Consider the following 16,010-nt stretch of genomic DNA (forward strand, 5'->3'; position numbering starts at 1 on the left):
GCGCCGCAATAAAAAGGGAGATCCGAAGATCTCCCTTTTTGGCATCACCGAAGTGATCAGTCGAACAGACCGAAGGTCATGTAACTGAAGATGGAACGGTCGCTGTCGCTCGACTCCGGTTCCGGCTCTTCGATCACGTCGCCGTTTTCGTCTTTCGGCTTGAGCTCGTTCGGGATCGCATCTTTCGCGTCCTGGAATTGCTTCTGCACGTCCTGGTTGGCGCGGGTCTCTCCCGGCGGCAGCGGCGGACGGGATTCGATCAGGCCCAGGGTGGCCTTGCTCAAGAACGAACGGTTGTCTGCTTCGGCAACGCGCGGCACGAACTGACCGTCCTGCAGGCTCGGGTGGTTCGGGTAGTTGAGCTTCAGGGTTTCCAGGCTGGTTGCCGCCAGTTCGTCCAGGTGCAGGCGCTGGTAGGCTTCGGTCATCACCGCCAGGCCGTCACCGACCGATGGGGTTTCCTGGAAGTTTTCCACTACATAACGACCACGGTTGGCAGCCGCGACATAGGCCTGACGGGTCAGGTAGTAGTCGGCCACGTGGATTTCGTAGGCAGCCAGCAGGTTGCGCAGGTAGATCATGCGCTGCTTGGCGTCCGGCGCGTAGCGGCTGTTCGGGTAGCGGCTGGTCAGCTGGGCGAACTCGTTGTAGGAGTCGCGGGCGGCACCCGGGTCACGCTTGGTCATGTCCAGCGGCAGGAAGCGCGCCAGCAGGCCGACGTCCTGGTCGAACGAAGTCAGACCTTTCAGGTAGTAGGCGTAATCCACGTTCGGGTGCTGCGGGTGCAGACGAATGAAACGCTCGGCGGCGGACTTTGCAGCTTCCGGCTCGGCGTTCTTGTAGTTGGCATAGATCAGTTCCAGCTGCGCCTGATCGGCATAGCGACCGAACGGATAACGCGACTCCAGAGCCTTCAGCTTGGCTGTGGCGCTGGTGTAGCTGTTGTTGTCCAGGTCCTTTTGAGCCTGCTGGTACAGCTCGGCTTCACTCAGGTTTTCGTCTACGACTTCCTTCGATGAGCAAGCAGCGGTCAATGCGAGGATGGCGATCAGCAGCAGGTGTTTCACTTGCATGGCGGCTTGCGTCCCTATGACGGCCGCTGTCTTGGGCGGGGCCGTCCTGTTATGATGAGCGCCCCGTTGAAAAGCCCCGGGGCAAAAGACGCCGTATTTAACCACAAGCGCGCAGCCGAAACCAAAGGCTGTAGCCGACGCCCAGTCCGAGCATGTCCGATAAAATTGAACTTCGCGCAGAGGTGCCGTCCGAATTGGGCGGCCAACGCCTCGATCAAGTCGCCGCCCAACTCTTCGCCGAGCACTCGCGCTCGCGCCTTTCCGCCTGGATCAAAGAAGGTCGCCTGACTGTGGACGGGGCGGTCATCCGCCCGCGCGACATCGTTCATGGCGGTGCCATCCTTGAGCTGACTGCCGAGCAGGAGGCCCAGGGTGAATGGGTCGCTCAGGACATCGAACTCGACATCGTCTATGAAGACGACGACATTCTGGTGATCAACAAGCCTGCGGGCCTGGTGGTTCACCCGGCTGCCGGTCATGCTGATGGCACCTTGCTCAACGCCTTGCTGCACCACGTGCCGGACATCATCAATGTCCCGCGCGCCGGTATCGTGCATCGTCTGGACAAGGACACCACCGGTCTGATGGTGGTGGCCAAGACCATCCAGGCGCAGACCAAGCTGGTCGCGCAGCTGCAAAGCCGCAGCGTCAGCCGGATCTACGAGTGCATCGTGATCGGCGTGGTCACCGCCGGCGGCAAGATCAATGCTCCGATTGGCCGTCATGGCCAGCAGCGCCAGCGCATGGCGGTGATGGAAGGCGGCAAGCCTGCCGTCAGCCACTACCGCGTGCTGGAGCGTTTCCGTTCCCACACCCACGTTCGGGTGAAGCTGGAAACCGGTCGTACCCACCAGATTCGCGTGCACATGGCGCACATCAACTTCCCGTTGGTCGGCGACCCGGCATACGGCGGTCGTTTCCGCATTCCCCCGGCCGCGAGCCAGACCATGGTCGAATCCCTCAAGCACTTCCCGCGTCAGGCCCTGCATGCGCGGTTCCTCGAGCTGGATCACCCGACCACCGGTGAGCGCATGAGCTGGGAATCGCCGCTGCCGGAAGATCTGGTCTGGCTGCTGACCCTGCTCAAGCAGGATCGCGAGGCATTCGTCGGATGAACTGGCTGACGCCGGACTGGCCCGCGCCGGCCAGCGTCAAGGCCTGTGTCACCACCCGTGAGGGCGGGGTCAGCGAGGCGCCGTTCGACAGTCTCAACCTGGGCGATCATGTCGATGACCGCCCGGAGGCTGTTGCCGAAAACCGTCGGCGTCTGACCGAACACTTCTCTATACAGCCTGCCTGGCTGCAGCAAGTGCACGGGATTGCCGTGGCGCATGCTGATCCGTCCGTGGTTGCAACCGCTGACGCGAGCTGGACGGCGACGCCGGGCATTGCTTGTGCAGCGATGACCGCCGATTGTCTGCCGGCACTGTTCTGCGACCGTGCCGGTACTCGCGTGGCAGCGGCTCATGCGGGTTGGCGTGGATTGGCGGCCGGCGTGCTGGAAGCCACCCTCGACAGTCTGGATGTGCCCGTCGAAGACGTTCTGGTCTGGCTCGGCCCGGCAATCGGCCCGCAAGCCTTCGAAGTGGGTCCGGAAGTCCGGGAAGTCTTCATCAATCAATTGCCCGAGGCCGAGACAGCCTTTGTCCCGAGCCACAACACCGGCAAGTTCATGGCTGACATCTATAAGCTGGCGCGACTGCGTCTGGCAGTCCGGGGTGTCACCGCTGTTTATGGTGGCGGTTTCTGTACCGTGACCGATCCGCGCTTCTTCTCTTATCGCCGTGCATCGCGCACTGGTCGCTTCGCCTCTTTAGTCTGGCTTACCCGCTAAACTCTCTGATCTGCATCAACTCCCTGACGCTTGAATCTTCCAGAATCGACCGCATCTATAGCGGTATCTGGCAGGTTTCTTTATTCAGGATGGTTTTTTAGGTCCGGCCTGCTCAAAAGGAAGGTGACCCATGCGTATAGACCGTTTAACCAGCAAATTGCAGTTGGCGTTGTCCGATGCCCAATCCCTGGCTGTCGGCCACGATCATCCGGCCATCGAGCCGGCGCATTTGATGCAGGCCATGCTTGAACAGCAGGGTGGTTCGATCAAACCCCTGTTGATGCAGGTGGGCTTCGACGTCAACAGCTTGCGTAAAGAGCTGACCAAAGAGCTCGATCAATTACCGAAAATCCAGAATCCGACCGGCGACGTGAATATGTCGCAGGATCTGGCGCGTCTGCTCAACCAGGCCGACCGTCTGGCCCAGCAGAAGGGCGATCAGTTCATTTCCAGCGAGCTGGTGCTGCTCGCCGCGATGGACGAGAACAGCAAGCTCGGCAAGTTGCTGCTCGGCCAGGGCGTGAGCAAAAAGGCGCTGGAGAATGCAATCAACAACCTGCGCGGTGGTGAAGCCGTTAACGACGCCAACCACGAAGAGTCGCGTCAGGCGCTGGATAAATACACCGTCGACCTGACCAAACGCGCCGAAGAAGGCAAGCTTGACCCGGTGATCGGCCGTGACGACGAAATCCGTCGCACCATTCAGGTTCTGCAACGCCGCACCAAGAACAACCCCGTGCTGATCGGCGAGCCTGGCGTGGGTAAAACCGCGATTGCCGAAGGTCTCGCGCAACGCATCATCAATGGTGAAGTGCCGGATGGCCTGCGCGGCAAACGTCTGCTGTCCCTCGATATGGGGGCGCTGATTGCCGGTGCCAAGTATCGCGGCGAGTTTGAAGAGCGCCTGAAAGCGCTGCTCAACGAATTGTCGAAGCAGGAAGGGCAGATCATTCTGTTCATCGACGAACTTCACACCATGGTCGGCGCCGGCAAGGGCGAAGGTTCGATGGATGCCGGCAACATGCTCAAACCGGCGTTGGCCCGTGGCGAGCTGCATTGCGTCGGCGCGACCACGCTCAACGAGTACCGCCAATATATAGAGAAGGATGCGGCCCTCGAGCGGCGCTTCCAGAAAGTGCTGGTGGACGAGCCGAGCGAAGAAGACACCATCGCGATCCTGCGTGGCCTCAAGGAGCGTTACGAGGTTCACCACAAGGTGGCAATTACCGACGGCGCGATCATCGCGGCGGCCAAGCTCAGCCATCGCTACATCACTGACCGACAGCTGCCGGACAAGGCGATCGACCTGATCGACGAAGCGGCCAGCCGCATCCGCATGGAGATCGACTCCAAGCCTGAAGTGCTGGATCGTCTGGAGCGGCGCCTGATTCAGTTGAAAGTTGAATCCCAGGCGCTGAAGAAAGAGAGCGATGACGCGGCGAAGAAACGTCTGGAGAAACTCCAGGAAGAAATCGATCGCCACGAACGTGAGTACTCGGATCTGGAAGAAATCTGGAACTCGGAAAAAGCCGAGGTCCAGGGTTCTGCACAGATTCAGCAGAAGATCGAACAGTCCCGTCAGGAGCTGGAAGCCGCGCGCCGTAAAGGCGACCTGAACCGCATGGCCGAGTTGCAGTACGGGGTGATTCCGGATCTGGAGCGCAGCCTGCAAATGGTCGACCAGCACGGCAAGAGCGAAAACCAGTTGCTGCGCAGCAAGGTGACCGAAGAAGAGATCGCCGAAGTCGTCTCGAAGTGGACCGGCATCCCCGTGTCGAAAATGCTCGAAGGCGAGCGCGACAAGCTGATGAAGATGGAAAGCCTGTTGCATCAACGCGTGATCGGCCAGGACGAAGCGGTGGTGGCGGTTGCCAACGCGGTGCGACGTTCGCGCGCCGGGTTGTCCGACCCGAATCGCCCGAGCGGCTCGTTCATGTTCCTCGGCCCGACCGGGGTCGGTAAAACCGAGCTGTGCAAGGCGCTGGCCGAGTTCCTCTTCGACACTGAAGAGGCGATGGTGCGGATCGACATGTCCGAGTTCATGGAGAAACATTCCGTGGCGCGACTGATCGGGGCACCACCGGGCTACGTCGGCTACGAAGAGGGTGGTTACCTGACCGAAGCGGTGCGGCGCAAGCCTTACTCGGTGATCCTGCTCGACGAAGTCGAGAAGGCGCACCCGGATGTGTTCAACATCCTGCTGCAAGTGCTGGAGGATGGGCGCCTGACGGACAGCCATGGCCGCACGGTGGACTTCCGCAATACCGTGATCGTCATGACCTCCAACCTCGGTTCGATGCAGATCCAGGAACTGGTCGGTGATCGTGAAGCGCAACGGGCAGCGGTGATGGATGCGATTTCCACCCACTTCCGTCCGGAGTTCATCAACCGCGTTGACGAAGTGGTGATTTTCGAGCCATTGGCGCGGGATCAGATCGCGGGCATCACCGAGATCCAGTTGGGCCGTCTGCGCAGCCGTCTGGCCGAGCGCGAGCTGAAGCTGGAACTGAGCCCTGAGGCGATGGACAAGCTGATTGCCGTCGGTTACGACCCGGTCTATGGCGCACGGCCGCTGAAGCGGGCGATCCAGCGCTGGATCGAGAACCCGCTGGCACAGTTGATCCTGTCGGGGCGTTTCCTGCCAGGCGAGACCGCGACCGGCGTCGTGGAGAACGACGAGATCACGTTCAACTGACGCTCGACGGTGGTGAAGTAATCAGGGCCTCGCAATGCGAGGCCTTTTTTTTCGCCAGGCTGTTGAACTCAAAGGAAAAGGCTTGTAAAGTGCGCCCCGCAGTCAGTCACCAGCACGGTTTCAGCTCACTGGGCAGAAATCTGAAATAAGTTGCAAATCATTAACTTGAAAGCAATTTAGGGGGTTGACAGAGGTGTTCTAGGTTGTAGAATAGCGCGCCTCAGACACACGAACGCAGCGATGCGAAAACGATGTCGAGAAGCTGCAAGTTTCACCGTAGTAAATTGAAATATGTAGTTCCGTGATAGCTCAGTCGGTAGAGCAAATGACTGTTAATCATTGGGTCCCAGGTTCGAGTCCTGGTCACGGAGCCAATTTCAAACCGGGGTATAGCGCAGTCCGGTAGCGCGCCTGCTTTGGGAGCAGGATGTCAGGAGTTCGAATCCCCTTACCCCGACCATTTTTGGGTCGTTAGCTCAGTTGGTAGAGCAGTTGGCTTTTAACCAATTGGTCGTAGGTTCGAATCCCACACGACCCACCATTTTTGAAACCAGGTAACACTGGGATCGAATCTTAAGATCAGAGGCCAAAAGCGCTGATCGAAGAAGGCGATCTTTGAAAGGTCGCCTTTTTTTTACCGGGGTATAGCGCAGTCCGGTAGCGCGCCTGCTTTGGGAGCAGGATGTCAGGAGTTCGAATCCCCTTACCCCGACCATATTAAAAATCCTCGTATCGAAAGATACGGGGATTTTTTTTACCCTCCGGAAATGTTTCATTCAAGTCGTCATACAACTTGCCGATAGCCCGCTAACGAAAGGGGCCTGCCATTGATCGCCCCTTGAATCCGGCCAATACAAGAAAAAGGGCGTTCGTCATGTTGCTTCGTCAGTTGAATATTGCTCCCCGTGCCGCCTTGGGCTTCGCCCTGATCGCGGTGCTGGTGGCATTGCTGGGGGTGTTTGCGCTGGGACAGATGTCGAGCATCCGCGACAGCGAAGTGGCAGTGGAGACGCAATGGCTGCCGAGCATTCGCGGCGGTGACGAGATTCGCGAGATCATGTTGCGCATCCGCACCATCTCCCTGCGCATGGCGCTGGATCAGGATCCGGCCAACATCGCCACGTACCGCAGCCAGATGGACACCCGCGACAAGGAGCTGAGCGAGAAAATCGCCGCTTACGACCGGCTGGTGACGACCCCGGAAGGTCAGCAGTTGTATGAACAGTTCAAGAAAACCTTCGCCGCCTACCGTACCGGGATCGCTCAGTCGTTCACTCTCGCCGAGCAAGGCAAGCGTGACGAGCTGACCAAGCTGCTGCTGGTCGACATGAAAACCGTGGTCGACGGCTCCGGCAAACAACTCAACGACTTGGCAGACCTGTTCGCCCGTCAGGTCGCCGCTGAAAGCCAGAACTCTGCGGCCCACTACGAAACCTCGCGCACCATCGTGACCTTGTTCATCGCTCTGGCGGCGCTGGCGACGGTGGCCCTGGCCATGTTGCTCACCCGCAGTATCGTCCGCCCCCTGAGCGCCGCTGTCGATGCGGCCGAGCACGTCGCCAGAGGCGATCTGACTCGCCCGATCGAGACCCACGGTAATGACGAAGTCAGTCGGTTGCTCATGGCGTTGGCGACCATGCAGCAGAACCTGCGCGAAACCCTGCAGGGCATCAGCGGCTCGGCCACGCAACTGGCGACTGCTTCCGACGAACTGAGCGCGGTGACCCACGACAGCACGCAAGGGCTGCAACAGCAGAACAACGAAATCGAACAAGCCGCCACCGCCGTCAACGAGATGACCACGGCGGTCGAGGAAGTCGCCCGCAATGCGGTGTCGACGTCCGACGCCACCCGCCAGTCCAGCGAGTCGGCGCAGTTGGGCCAGGAGCGGGTCAGTGAAACTGCTGGCGCCATCAATGCCTTGGCCAGTGAAGTCGAGCACACTGGTGAGCTGGTGCAATCGCTGGCCAATCAGTCGCAAGACATCGGCAAAGTGCTGGACGTGATCCGGGCGATCGCCGAACAGACCAACCTGCTGGCACTCAACGCCGCCATCGAAGCCGCGCGGGCCGGGGAGAGCGGACGCGGGTTTGCCGTGGTCGCCGACGAAGTCCGGGCACTGGCCTATCGCACGCAGCAATCGACCCAGGAAATCGAGCAGATGGTGCAGGGCATGCGCAATGGCTCAAGCCTGGCGCTGGAGTCGATGCAGGCCAGTGCCTCGCGCGCCGCCACCACCCTGGTGCTGGCCGAGCGGGCCGGTGAAGCGTTGCAGACGATCACGGCTTCGGTACACGAAATCCACGAGCGCAATCTGGTGATCGCCAGCGCCGCCGAAGAACAGGCGCAGGTGGCGCGGGAAGTGGATCGCAATCTGGTGAATATTCGCGATCTGTCGGTGCGTTCGGCGGCCGGTGCCGATCAAACCAACGCGTCGAGCCATGAACTGTCGCAACTGGCCAATGCCCTGCAGGGCATGGTGCGACGCTTCCAGCTGTAATCGTGCAGGCGTGAAAAAGCCGCGCTTCTCGTCAGGGAAAGCGCGGCTTTGTTTTATCGGGCAGGCTGAAAATCAGGCACCGTCCTGGTCTTTCAGGTGTTCGAACAGACCTTTCGGCATTTTTTTGCCGTTGGCTTCGAAGTTGGCTTTGACGTTGTTGTACGCCTCTTGCTCGTCGATGAAACCGTCGTGGTTGGTGTCGATTTTGTCGAAGTCGGACTTGGGCGCAACTTTCAGAAATTCGGCGCGGGAGACCTTGCCGTCGCCATCGGTGTCGGTCTTGGCCATCGAAGCATCGCCGCATTTGCCTTCACCGCATTTGCCTTCCGGGGTTTTCACCGAGGTCTCGGCCGAAGCGACCATGTAGCCCTGGGCCAGCGGTTGCGCGGCAAACACCGAGCCGGACAGCATCAGGCCGCCAGCCAGTACGGCACCGACCAGGCCAAGGGAGTTTTTGCCGATTTTCGAAGTACGGGACATTGCATTCTCCTTCGGTTGCACAGCGCAACCACACGTTAAGGGCGATCAAGCCGGAGCAGGTGTGCTCGGGTGTGGCCATTAAGCGGTGGCGGTGTATCGCGTCTGTGTCGAGGAGCGCGGCGTTTGTAAGCGAAGGTGGGTAAAGCGAGGGCAGATACAGTAGAAAACAAAACACCGTGAGGGCGAGCCCGCCCTCACGGTGTTTTTACATCAGTGCAACTTCAGGCGCGGCTCGGTACCGCGTCCGATCTTGCTGCCGAGCATCAGCATCGCCGTGCGGAACGGCCCGTACAGCGCCATCTGGTGCATGCGGTACAGCGACACGTAAAACATCCGCGCCAGCCAGCCTTCGAGCATCACGCTGCCGGTCAGGTTACCCATCAAGTTACCCACAGCCGAAAAACGCGACAGCGAAATCAGCGAGCCGTAGTCGGTGTACTTGTACTCCGGCAGCGTCTTGCCTTCGATCCGCAGTTTCAGCGATTTGGCCAGCAGCGACGCCTGCTGGTGCGCAGCCTGGGCCCGTGGCGGAACGTTGCGATCCGAACCCGGTTGCGGGCACGCGGCGCAGTCACCGAAGGCGAAGATGTTTTCGTCGCGGGTGGTCTGCAGCGTCGGCAGCACTTGCAGCTGATTGATGCGGTTGGTTTCCAGCCCGTCGATGTCCTTGAGGAACGCTGGCGCGCGGATCCCGGCGGCCCAGACTTTCAGGCTGGCCTTGATCTCGTTGCCATCGGCGGTGATCAGGCTATCGGCGGTGACCTGGCTGACCGACGCGTTGGTCATTACGTTGACCCCGAGTTTCTCCAGGGTCTTGTGCACCGGCCCACTGATGCGCTCCGGCAGGGCTGGCAGCACCCGTGGCCCGGCCTCGATCAGGGTGATGTGCATGTTTTCCGGTTTGATCCGGTCCAGGCCGTAGGCCGCCAGTTCATGGGCGGCGTTGTGCAGTTCTGCCGCCAGTTCGACGCCCGTGGCGCCCGCGCCGACAATGGCCACGCTGATCTGCTGGACCGCATCGGTCTGCCCGGCATGAGCACGCAGATAGTGATTGAGCAGTTGCTGATGGAAACGCTCGGCCTGCTTGCGGGTGTCGAGGAACAGACAGTGCTGCGCGGCGCCTTGGGTGCCGAAATCGTTGGTGGTGCTGCCGACCGCGATCACCAGCGAGTCGTAGGGCACTTCCCGTGCCGGAACCAGTTCTACACCGTTTTCGTCGTAGGTGGCCGCCAGCTGGATCTTCTTCTGCTCACGATCGAGCCCGCTCATGCGCCCCAGCTGAAACTCGAAGTGCTTCCATTTGGCCTGGGCGACATAGTTCAGTTCGTCTTCGGAGGAGTTCAGCGATCCGGCGGCCACTTCGTGCAACAGCGGTTTCCAGATGTGCGTGAGGTTCGCGTCGACCAGCATGATGCTGGCGGTGCCGCGTTTGCCCAGGGTCTTACCCAGACGGGTAGCCAACTCCAGACCGCCGGCGCCGCCGCCGACAATGACAATACGATGGGACATAGGGATAGCTCGCAAGGTTTTGAAAGGAAATCGGTACAGCTAACCGAGCGAGCGCGATGCAGCTCATAGCGTCAGGTAACTGATTAAACGGCTCAACAGGCCCAGACCAATGGTCACTGCCAGCACCAGCACCAGGAGCATCCACGGCCGGAATGGCCGGCGCTCGACACGGTGTTGGGACAATTGCAGGTACTCTTCGACATGCTTCTGGTCTTCGGGGTTCAGGCGGCTGGTCATAAAGGCCTCGTCAGGTAGACGTTACTGAATGAAAACAAGCTACAGCGGTTTTCAACCGGGATTGAACGCAGCATAGCCACTGTCCGGGACCGGTTCGACAGACACACTGTCCCCGAGGCGAATGATCCCGCTTTGTAACACTCGTGCGGTGATTCCGCCATGCCCGCGCACAGCCTGGAACGTGCCCGGGCCAAGGTTGTTTTGCAGGCGCGCACACGGCTGGCACCAGCCTGTGGTTTCGAAAATTGCCTGACCAATGCGAAAGCGCCGACCCTTGAGGCTGAACAGGTTGATCCCGCTTATAACGAGATTGCGCCGCAGATCTTCAGGCGTGACCGGTTGTTCCGCCGACCGGCCCATCAAGCCGTTGATCACGGCCAGATGTTCCCACTGTATCAGCGTCACCTGCCGCGCATTGCGTACCCCGGGCCGCGCGTGGTCGCCGGTGAGCCCGGCTTCAAGCCGCGCCTCCACGGCATCGAGTGCGAGCATCGGCCCCCGGGACTCGGGACGCACGCCAATCCAGCGCACGCATCCGGTCTGCGGAACATCGGCAATCAATTGTTGAAGCGGCGTCACAGGCTGATCCCTACATCGAACACGATGCTGCGGCCCAGATTGCCGCGCAGGAAATCCGGGGCGTCGGGGTGAGCGAACAACACTCGCGCGAACGTCGGCCCGACCAGCGACAGCGAGCGCCAGCCCTGGCGCAGGTATTCGGTGGGCGGCGGAAAGTGGCTGTTGAGGTCGAGCACTTCGCGCTTGAGGCTGGCGAAGGCAATGATGTCCAGCTCGCCGAGATCCATGCCGCGTTCCTTGTAGTTGTGCGCTTTCTTGCGCAAGGTCGGCGCCAGTCTCAGCAGAAATTCATTGGCCGGAATCCGCCGCGGCTTGGCTTCACGCCGCACCAGTTGGCTGAGGGAAAACGCACTGCGCCGACGTTGCAGCTCATCGCGCCATTCGTCGTTGAGCCGACGACCTTCATCGAGGACGAAAAACACCTCGAAATTGGCGTCGCGAAACAGCACGTCCGGCGGCTCACCGGCCGGGGCGAATTCGTCGGCGCGATAAGGAATGTTCAAGCCTTGCAGCAGGCGCTGGCAGACCCAACGCTCACGCTCCCATTTGCGGGCATTGGACAGAAAGGCGTTGGCTTGCTCGGCCGCGATGGTCAGCAGGCGTAAATAATCTGAGTCATCCATAGGCCCAAGCTTAGCGTTCAATTGCGACAAGCAGAAAGCGTTCGCGCGGCAAAGTGCATCAGTGGGCAGTCGGGAGGGGCGGTGTAGACTGATGGCACCGTGTATCAACGTCGAATGAAAGGAGCTGAATGTGAAATTTCGCTGGCTGTTGTTGTTCGCTGTCGTTCCGCTATGGGCCCATGCGCTGGAAATCGGCGAGCGGCTGGCACCCTGGACGCTGTTGGATCAGTACGATCAGCCGTTCACTCTCGATAACTCCACTACGACGCTGTTGGTGGCGCGCGACATGGACGGCGCGAAACTGTTCAAGCAAGCCATGGCGGATCAGCCCAAGGGCTATCTGGAGACGCGGCATGCGGTATTTGTCGCCGATATCCAGCGCATGCCGGCGCTGATCGCGAAGATGTTCGCCGTTCCGGCCATGCGTGACTACAGCTATCGAGTGCTGCTTGATCGTGAAAGCCGCGTGGCCTCGCGCTATCCCGGGACCGAAGGCGCGGTGCTCTGGTTGCAACTCAAGGACGGGCGCTTGCTGGCCCGGCACGAGTACACCCAGGCGGCGGAACTGCGCGAGGCGCTGGAGCAGGCGCGCCCATGATCGGCGCCGAGCTGCTGTCGTCCGCAAGCCTGCTACTGGGGTGGCTGGTTTACCTGCCGGTGGTGATTTGGGCGATCTGCCGCGCACCGTGGGTCGAACTGTTCAGCGACAGCCGCCGTCAGCACTTGCTGTTCGGCACGGTGTTCGCGTTGTTTCTGCTGTGGCTGGTACGCAGGGATTTCGATACCGGCGTGTCTTACCACTTCATTGGCATGACGGCAGTGACGCTGCTGTTGGACTGGCCGCTGGCGATCGTCGGTGGACTGGTGGCGCAGTTGGGGCTGGTGATGCTGGGACGTCAGGATCTGGTGGCTGTCGGGGTCAACGGTGCCTTGCTGATCCTGTTGCCGGTGCTGATCACCGAGTGCGTGGCGATCCTGGTCGAGCGCGCCCAGCCGCGCAATCCGTTCGTGTACATCTTCTGTTCCGGCTTTTTCGCCGCGGCGCTGTCGGCGTTGTTCTGCCTGACGCTGAGCCTGACCTTGCTGTGGTACGACGGCCTCTTTGCCATGCCGGAATGGCTGGAAGATTTCATCGGTTACCTGTGGTTGCTGATTTTTCCCGAAGCCTTCATCAACGGCATGGTGGTCAGCGCGTTGGTGGTGTTCTGCCCGGAATGGCTGGAGACCTTCAACCGCACCCGCTACCTTTCGGCGCCGTGGAAGGACGACGATCCCAAGTCTTGATCCACATCAAATCCACTCTGCGCGCGGCATTTCATGCTCGGCCAAATTCCTTCAGGAGCAGCGGCATGAGCGTGTACGAGTGGGCGAGGCAGGAAACCCGGCAGAGTCTGGAGATGGCGCAGGAGGTAGGGTTCGATCCGGGCCTGAGCCTGCGCGCCTTGCTCAGTGCGGTGGTGCAGCAGAGCAAGGCGGTGCGCAACGCCGAAGACCTGGCCGACGAATTGCGGTTTCTGGCGGAAAACCTCGACGACGATCAGGACTACGGCTTCATGCGGCCCTGAGCGCGATCAGTGACGCGGGTCGAAGTCGCCGGAAAACAGTTCGTCCTCGGCATCCGGGGCCACCGGAATCTTGTGTTCTTCCGACGCCCAGGCGCCGAGGTCGATCAGCTTGCAGCGGTCGGAGCAGAACGGACGGTATTTGTTTTCCGGGGTGAATTCCACGGGCGCGCCGCAAGTCGGGCAGTTGACGGTTGGGGTCTGGCTCATGATTGGCCTCCGGATAAAGTCAGGTAAAAGTGATGCAGGCGCTCGACCTCGCTGTGCAGCCAGGCGAGGTCGCGGTCGTTGACCACCACGTCGTCGGCACGGCTGACGCGGTCTTCGCGGCTGGACTGGGCCTTGAGGATCGCCTGGACCTGCTGTTCGCTGGTCTGGTCACGCTGCAAGGTACGTTCGATCTGCAGTTGTTGCGGGGCGTCGATTACCAGAATTCGCTGGGTCATCGCGTATTGCCCGGATTCGATCAGCAGCGGCGAAACCAGAATCGCATAGGGCGATTTTGCCAGCGCCAGGTGATGGGCGATTTCTTCGGCGATCAACGGATGCAGCAGGGCTTCGAGCCAGCGCCGTTGCTCCGGCACCTCGAAGATCAGTTTGCGCAGGGCTGCACGATCCAGCGTGCCGTCGGCCTGCAACACACCGGGGCCGAAGTGTTCGGCGATCTTCGCCAGCGCCGGACGGCCAGGTTCGACCACCCAGCGCGCCGCATGATCGGCGTCCACCACGTGGATACCAAGATCGATGAAGTGCTGGGCAGCAGCGCTTTTGCCACTGCCGATGCCGCCGGTCAGGCCGAGAATCCAGGGTTTTTCCACAGGGGTATTCATTTCAAACCGACAAACTGCCAATAGAAGCCGGTTATTTGACCACCCCAGAGCAAGGCAATCCAGCCGGCAATTGCCAGATACGGGCCGAAGGGGATCGGCGTCGAGGTTTTCTGGTCGCGCAGCTTGAGCAAAATCACCCCGAGCACGGCGCCCACCAGCGAAGACAGCAGGATGGTCAGCGGCAGAATCTGCCAGCCGCCCCAGGCTCCGAGCAGTGCCAGCAGCTTGAAATCGCCGTGACCGATGCCGTCCTTGCCGGTGATCAGTTTGAACAGCCAGAACACCGACCACAGCGCCATGTACCCAAGCACCGCGCCCCACAGGGCATCGTGCAGCGGCACGAACAGTTCGAAGCTGTTGACGATCAGCCCCAGCCACAGCAGCGGCAGCACCAGCACGTCGGGCAACAACTGATGTTCGGTGTCGATCAGGCTCATGGCCAGAAGGCCCCAGGTCAGCACGATCAGCAGGCACGCCGGCCAGCCGAAACCCAGGTGCCAGGCGATGAATGCCGAGAGCAGGCCGCAGGCCAGTTCGGTGAGCGGGTAGCGCTTGCTGATCGGGGCGCTGCAACTTGAGCAGCGCCCGCGCAGGAACACGTAACTCAACACCGGGATGTTTTCCCACGCCCGGATCCGGTGGCCACAGTGCGGGCATTGGGAGTGTGGCAGCATCAGGTTGTAGGTAGGTAACGACGATTCGCCGGGCAGTCCCAAAACATCGTGAGCCTGCTGGCGCCATTCACGCTCGAGCATTTTCGGCAGGCGCCAGATCAACACGTTGAGGAAACTGCCGACCACCAGCCCCAGCAACAGGGCGGTGAAGATAAAGGCCAGCGGATACAGGCTGAAGAATTCGTCGATAGGCATGTCAGATCGCTGAGCCCAGTTGGAAGATCGGCAGGTACATCGCCACCACCAGACCGCCGACGATCATTCCGAGCACCACCATGATGAACGGCTCCATCAGGCTGGTGAGGTTGTCGACCATGTTGTCCACCTCGTCCTCATAGAACCCCGCGACCTTGTCGAGCATATCGTCCAGCGCGCCGGACTCTTCGCCGATGGCGGTCATCTGCACCGCCATGTTCGGAAAGATGCCGGTGGAGCGCATCGAGAAATTCAGCTGCATGCCGGTGGAAACGTCCTGGCGGATGCGCAGCACGGCGCGCTTGAACACTACGTTGCCGGTGGCCCCGGCCACCGAATCCAGTGCTTCCACCAGTGGCACGCCGGCCGCGAAGGTGGTCGACAGGGTCCGGGCAAACCGCGCCACGGCGGACTTGTACATCAATGTGCCCACCAGCGGCAGCTTGAGAAACCAGGCGTCGCGCCGGTCGCGCAGCGCCTGAGATTTTTTCAGGGCATGGCGGGTGCCGAAAAACGCAGCCACCAGCGCACCGAGAATTGCCCACCACCATTGCTGCATGAATTCGGACAGGCTGATGACCATCAAGGTGAAGGCCGGCAGTTCGGCACCGAAGCCGGAGAACACCGACTGGAACTGCGGCACTACCTTGACCAGCAGAATCCCGGTGACCACCGCCGCCACCAGCACGACGGCGGTCGGGTAGGTCATGGCCTTCTTGATCTTGGCCTTGAGGCTTTCACTCTTTTCCTTGTAGGTCGCAACCCGCTCCAGCAGGGTGTCGAGGGCGCCGGACTGCTCGCCGGCATCCACCAGGTTGCAGTACAGCTCGTCGAAATATTGCGGCTTCTTGCGCAGCGCGGCGGCGAAACTGTTACCGGCGGCGACCTCCTGTTTCACCTCGTCCACCAGCTTGCGCATGGCCGGGTTTTCGAAGCCTTCGCCAATGATGTCGAACGACTGCAACAGTGGCACACCGGCCTTCATCATGGTCGCCATCTGCCGGGTGAACAGGGCAATGTCCTGGGCTTTGATGCGCTGGCCGAAGCTCAGCAGCGAGGCGGATTTCTTGCGCACCTTGCCGGGGTTGATGCCCTGCTTGCGCAATTGGGCCTTGATCAGCGCGGGGTTCTGGCCGCTCAACTCGCCGGTCACCTTGCTGCCTTTGCGGTCCGTGCCTTCCCAGGCGTAGACGCTGATTTTTGCTGCCTTGACCGCCAT

At 60.8% G+C, this 16,010-nt stretch carries 17 protein-coding genes and 4 tRNA genes; 11 read left to right on the forward strand and 10 right to left on the reverse strand.

Annotated features, from left to right (window positions below; all coding sequences use genetic code 11):
- Nucleotides 1–56 precede the first annotated feature (56 nt).
- Complete coding sequence (locus QLG12_RS08380; RefSeq protein ID WP_197870599.1) at nt 57–1,073, reverse strand: outer membrane protein assembly factor BamD; 1,017 nt, start codon at nt 1,071–1,073, stop codon at nt 57–59.
- A 152-nt stretch (nt 1,074–1,225) separates the two neighbouring features.
- Between QLG12_RS08380 and rluD the strand changes: the two genes are divergently transcribed.
- The 8 genes from rluD (at nt 1,226) to QLG12_RS08420 (ending at nt 8,102) form a co-directional block, all read left to right on the forward strand.
- Nucleotides 1,226–2,188: a 23S rRNA pseudouridine(1911/1915/1917) synthase RluD gene (gene rluD, locus QLG12_RS08385; RefSeq protein ID WP_011335991.1), complete on the forward strand. Its 963-nt coding sequence runs from the start codon at nt 1,226–1,228 to the stop codon at nt 2,186–2,188.
- Nucleotides 2,185–2,907 (forward strand): peptidoglycan editing factor PgeF, encoded by a 723-nt coding sequence (pgeF, locus tag QLG12_RS08390; protein WP_282474305.1) that lies wholly within the window; start codon nt 2,185–2,187, stop codon nt 2,905–2,907. Before rluD ends, pgeF begins: the two co-directional genes overlap by 4 nt.
- Before the next feature lie 130 nt (nt 2,908–3,037).
- The gene (gene clpB, locus QLG12_RS08395; RefSeq protein ID WP_064382092.1) at nt 3,038–5,602 is read left to right on the forward strand and encodes an ATP-dependent chaperone ClpB; all 2,565 of its coding nucleotides are present in this window, start codon (nt 3,038–3,040) and stop codon (nt 5,600–5,602) included.
- Between the two features lie 298 nt (nt 5,603–5,900).
- Nucleotides 5,901–5,976, forward strand: a tRNA-Asn gene (locus QLG12_RS08400).
- A 9-nt stretch (nt 5,977–5,985) separates the two neighbouring features.
- Nucleotides 5,986–6,062 (forward strand) — tRNA-Pro (locus QLG12_RS08405).
- A gap of 5 nt (nt 6,063–6,067) precedes the next feature.
- Nucleotides 6,068–6,143: transfer RNA gene (locus QLG12_RS08410), tRNA-Lys, on the forward strand.
- Between the two features lie 97 nt (nt 6,144–6,240).
- Nucleotides 6,241–6,317 (forward strand) — tRNA-Pro (locus QLG12_RS08415).
- 159 nt (nt 6,318–6,476) lie between these two features.
- Nucleotides 6,477–8,102, forward strand: coding sequence for a methyl-accepting chemotaxis protein (locus QLG12_RS08420; RefSeq protein WP_236194102.1), 1,626 nt, complete (start codon nt 6,477–6,479; stop codon nt 8,100–8,102).
- A 72-nt stretch (nt 8,103–8,174) separates the two neighbouring features.
- Here QLG12_RS08420 and QLG12_RS08425 read toward each other — a convergent pair whose 3' ends face one another.
- From QLG12_RS08425 to QLG12_RS08445, 5 genes are all read right to left on the reverse strand, one after another.
- Nucleotides 8,175–8,582 carry a hypothetical protein gene (locus tag QLG12_RS08425; protein WP_007959573.1) on the reverse strand — a complete coding sequence of 136 codons (408 nt, stop codon included), beginning with the start codon at nt 8,580–8,582 and terminating at the stop codon, nt 8,175–8,177.
- A 210-nt stretch (nt 8,583–8,792) separates the two neighbouring features.
- Nucleotides 8,793–10,091 (reverse strand): NAD(P)/FAD-dependent oxidoreductase, encoded by a 1,299-nt coding sequence (locus QLG12_RS08430; protein ID WP_282474306.1) that lies wholly within the window; start codon nt 10,089–10,091, stop codon nt 8,793–8,795.
- A gap of 63 nt (nt 10,092–10,154) precedes the next feature.
- Entirely contained in the window at nt 10,155–10,328 is a 174-nt protein-coding gene (locus tag QLG12_RS08435; RefSeq protein WP_003228304.1) for a DUF3094 family protein, read from the reverse strand.
- 51 nt (nt 10,329–10,379) lie between these two features.
- The gene (locus tag QLG12_RS08440; RefSeq protein ID WP_197870607.1) at nt 10,380–10,907 is read right to left on the reverse strand and encodes an MOSC domain-containing protein; all 528 of its coding nucleotides are present in this window, start codon (nt 10,905–10,907) and stop codon (nt 10,380–10,382) included.
- On the reverse strand, nt 10,904–11,530 hold the full coding sequence (locus QLG12_RS08445) for a DUF1780 domain-containing protein (RefSeq protein WP_007959580.1): 627 nt from the start codon (nt 11,528–11,530) through the stop codon (nt 10,904–10,906). Before QLG12_RS08445 ends, QLG12_RS08440 begins: the two co-directional genes overlap by 4 nt.
- Nucleotides 11,531–11,660: 130 nt before the next feature.
- Here QLG12_RS08445 and QLG12_RS08450 point away from each other — a divergent pair, with 130 nt between their 5' ends.
- The 3 genes from QLG12_RS08450 to QLG12_RS08460 all read left to right on the forward strand — a co-directional run bounded on the left by QLG12_RS08450 (nt 11,661) and on the right by QLG12_RS08460 (nt 13,095).
- Nucleotides 11,661–12,128: an FAD/FMN-containing dehydrogenase gene (locus QLG12_RS08450; RefSeq protein WP_197870609.1), complete on the forward strand. Its 468-nt coding sequence runs from the start codon at nt 11,661–11,663 to the stop codon at nt 12,126–12,128.
- Nucleotides 12,125–12,814: an energy-coupling factor ABC transporter permease gene (locus tag QLG12_RS08455; RefSeq protein WP_197870611.1), complete on the forward strand. Its 690-nt coding sequence runs from the start codon at nt 12,125–12,127 to the stop codon at nt 12,812–12,814. Before QLG12_RS08450 ends, QLG12_RS08455 begins: the two co-directional genes overlap by 4 nt.
- A gap of 65 nt (nt 12,815–12,879) precedes the next feature.
- Nucleotides 12,880–13,095 (forward strand): hypothetical protein, encoded by a 216-nt coding sequence (locus QLG12_RS08460; protein WP_007959584.1) that lies wholly within the window; start codon nt 12,880–12,882, stop codon nt 13,093–13,095.
- A 6-nt stretch (nt 13,096–13,101) separates the two neighbouring features.
- Here QLG12_RS08460 and yacG read toward each other — a convergent pair whose 3' ends face one another.
- The 4 genes from yacG to QLG12_RS08480 are packed head-to-tail and all read right to left on the reverse strand — an operon-like array spanning nt 13,102 to nt 16,010.
- A complete protein-coding gene (gene yacG / locus QLG12_RS08465) occupies nt 13,102–13,302 on the reverse strand; it encodes a DNA gyrase inhibitor YacG (protein ID WP_011335983.1) in 201 nt (66 codons plus the stop codon).
- On the reverse strand, nt 13,299–13,922 hold the full coding sequence (gene coaE / locus QLG12_RS08470; protein ID WP_085689769.1) for a dephospho-CoA kinase: 624 nt from the start codon (nt 13,920–13,922) through the stop codon (nt 13,299–13,301). The genes yacG and coaE overlap by 4 nt, the downstream gene beginning before the upstream one ends.
- Nucleotides 13,919–14,791 (reverse strand): A24 family peptidase, encoded by an 873-nt coding sequence (locus QLG12_RS08475; RefSeq protein WP_197870615.1) that lies wholly within the window; start codon nt 14,789–14,791, stop codon nt 13,919–13,921. The genes coaE and QLG12_RS08475 overlap by 4 nt, the downstream gene beginning before the upstream one ends.
- 1 nt (nt 14,792) lies before the next feature.
- On the reverse strand, nt 14,793–16,010 hold the full coding sequence (locus QLG12_RS08480; protein ID WP_282474307.1) for a type II secretion system F family protein: 1,218 nt from the start codon (nt 16,008–16,010) through the stop codon (nt 14,793–14,795).

Source organism: Pseudomonas sp. V88_4 (assembly GCF_029967985.1).
Taxonomy (GTDB): domain Bacteria; phylum Pseudomonadota; class Gammaproteobacteria; order Pseudomonadales; family Pseudomonadaceae; genus Aquipseudomonas; species Aquipseudomonas glycinae.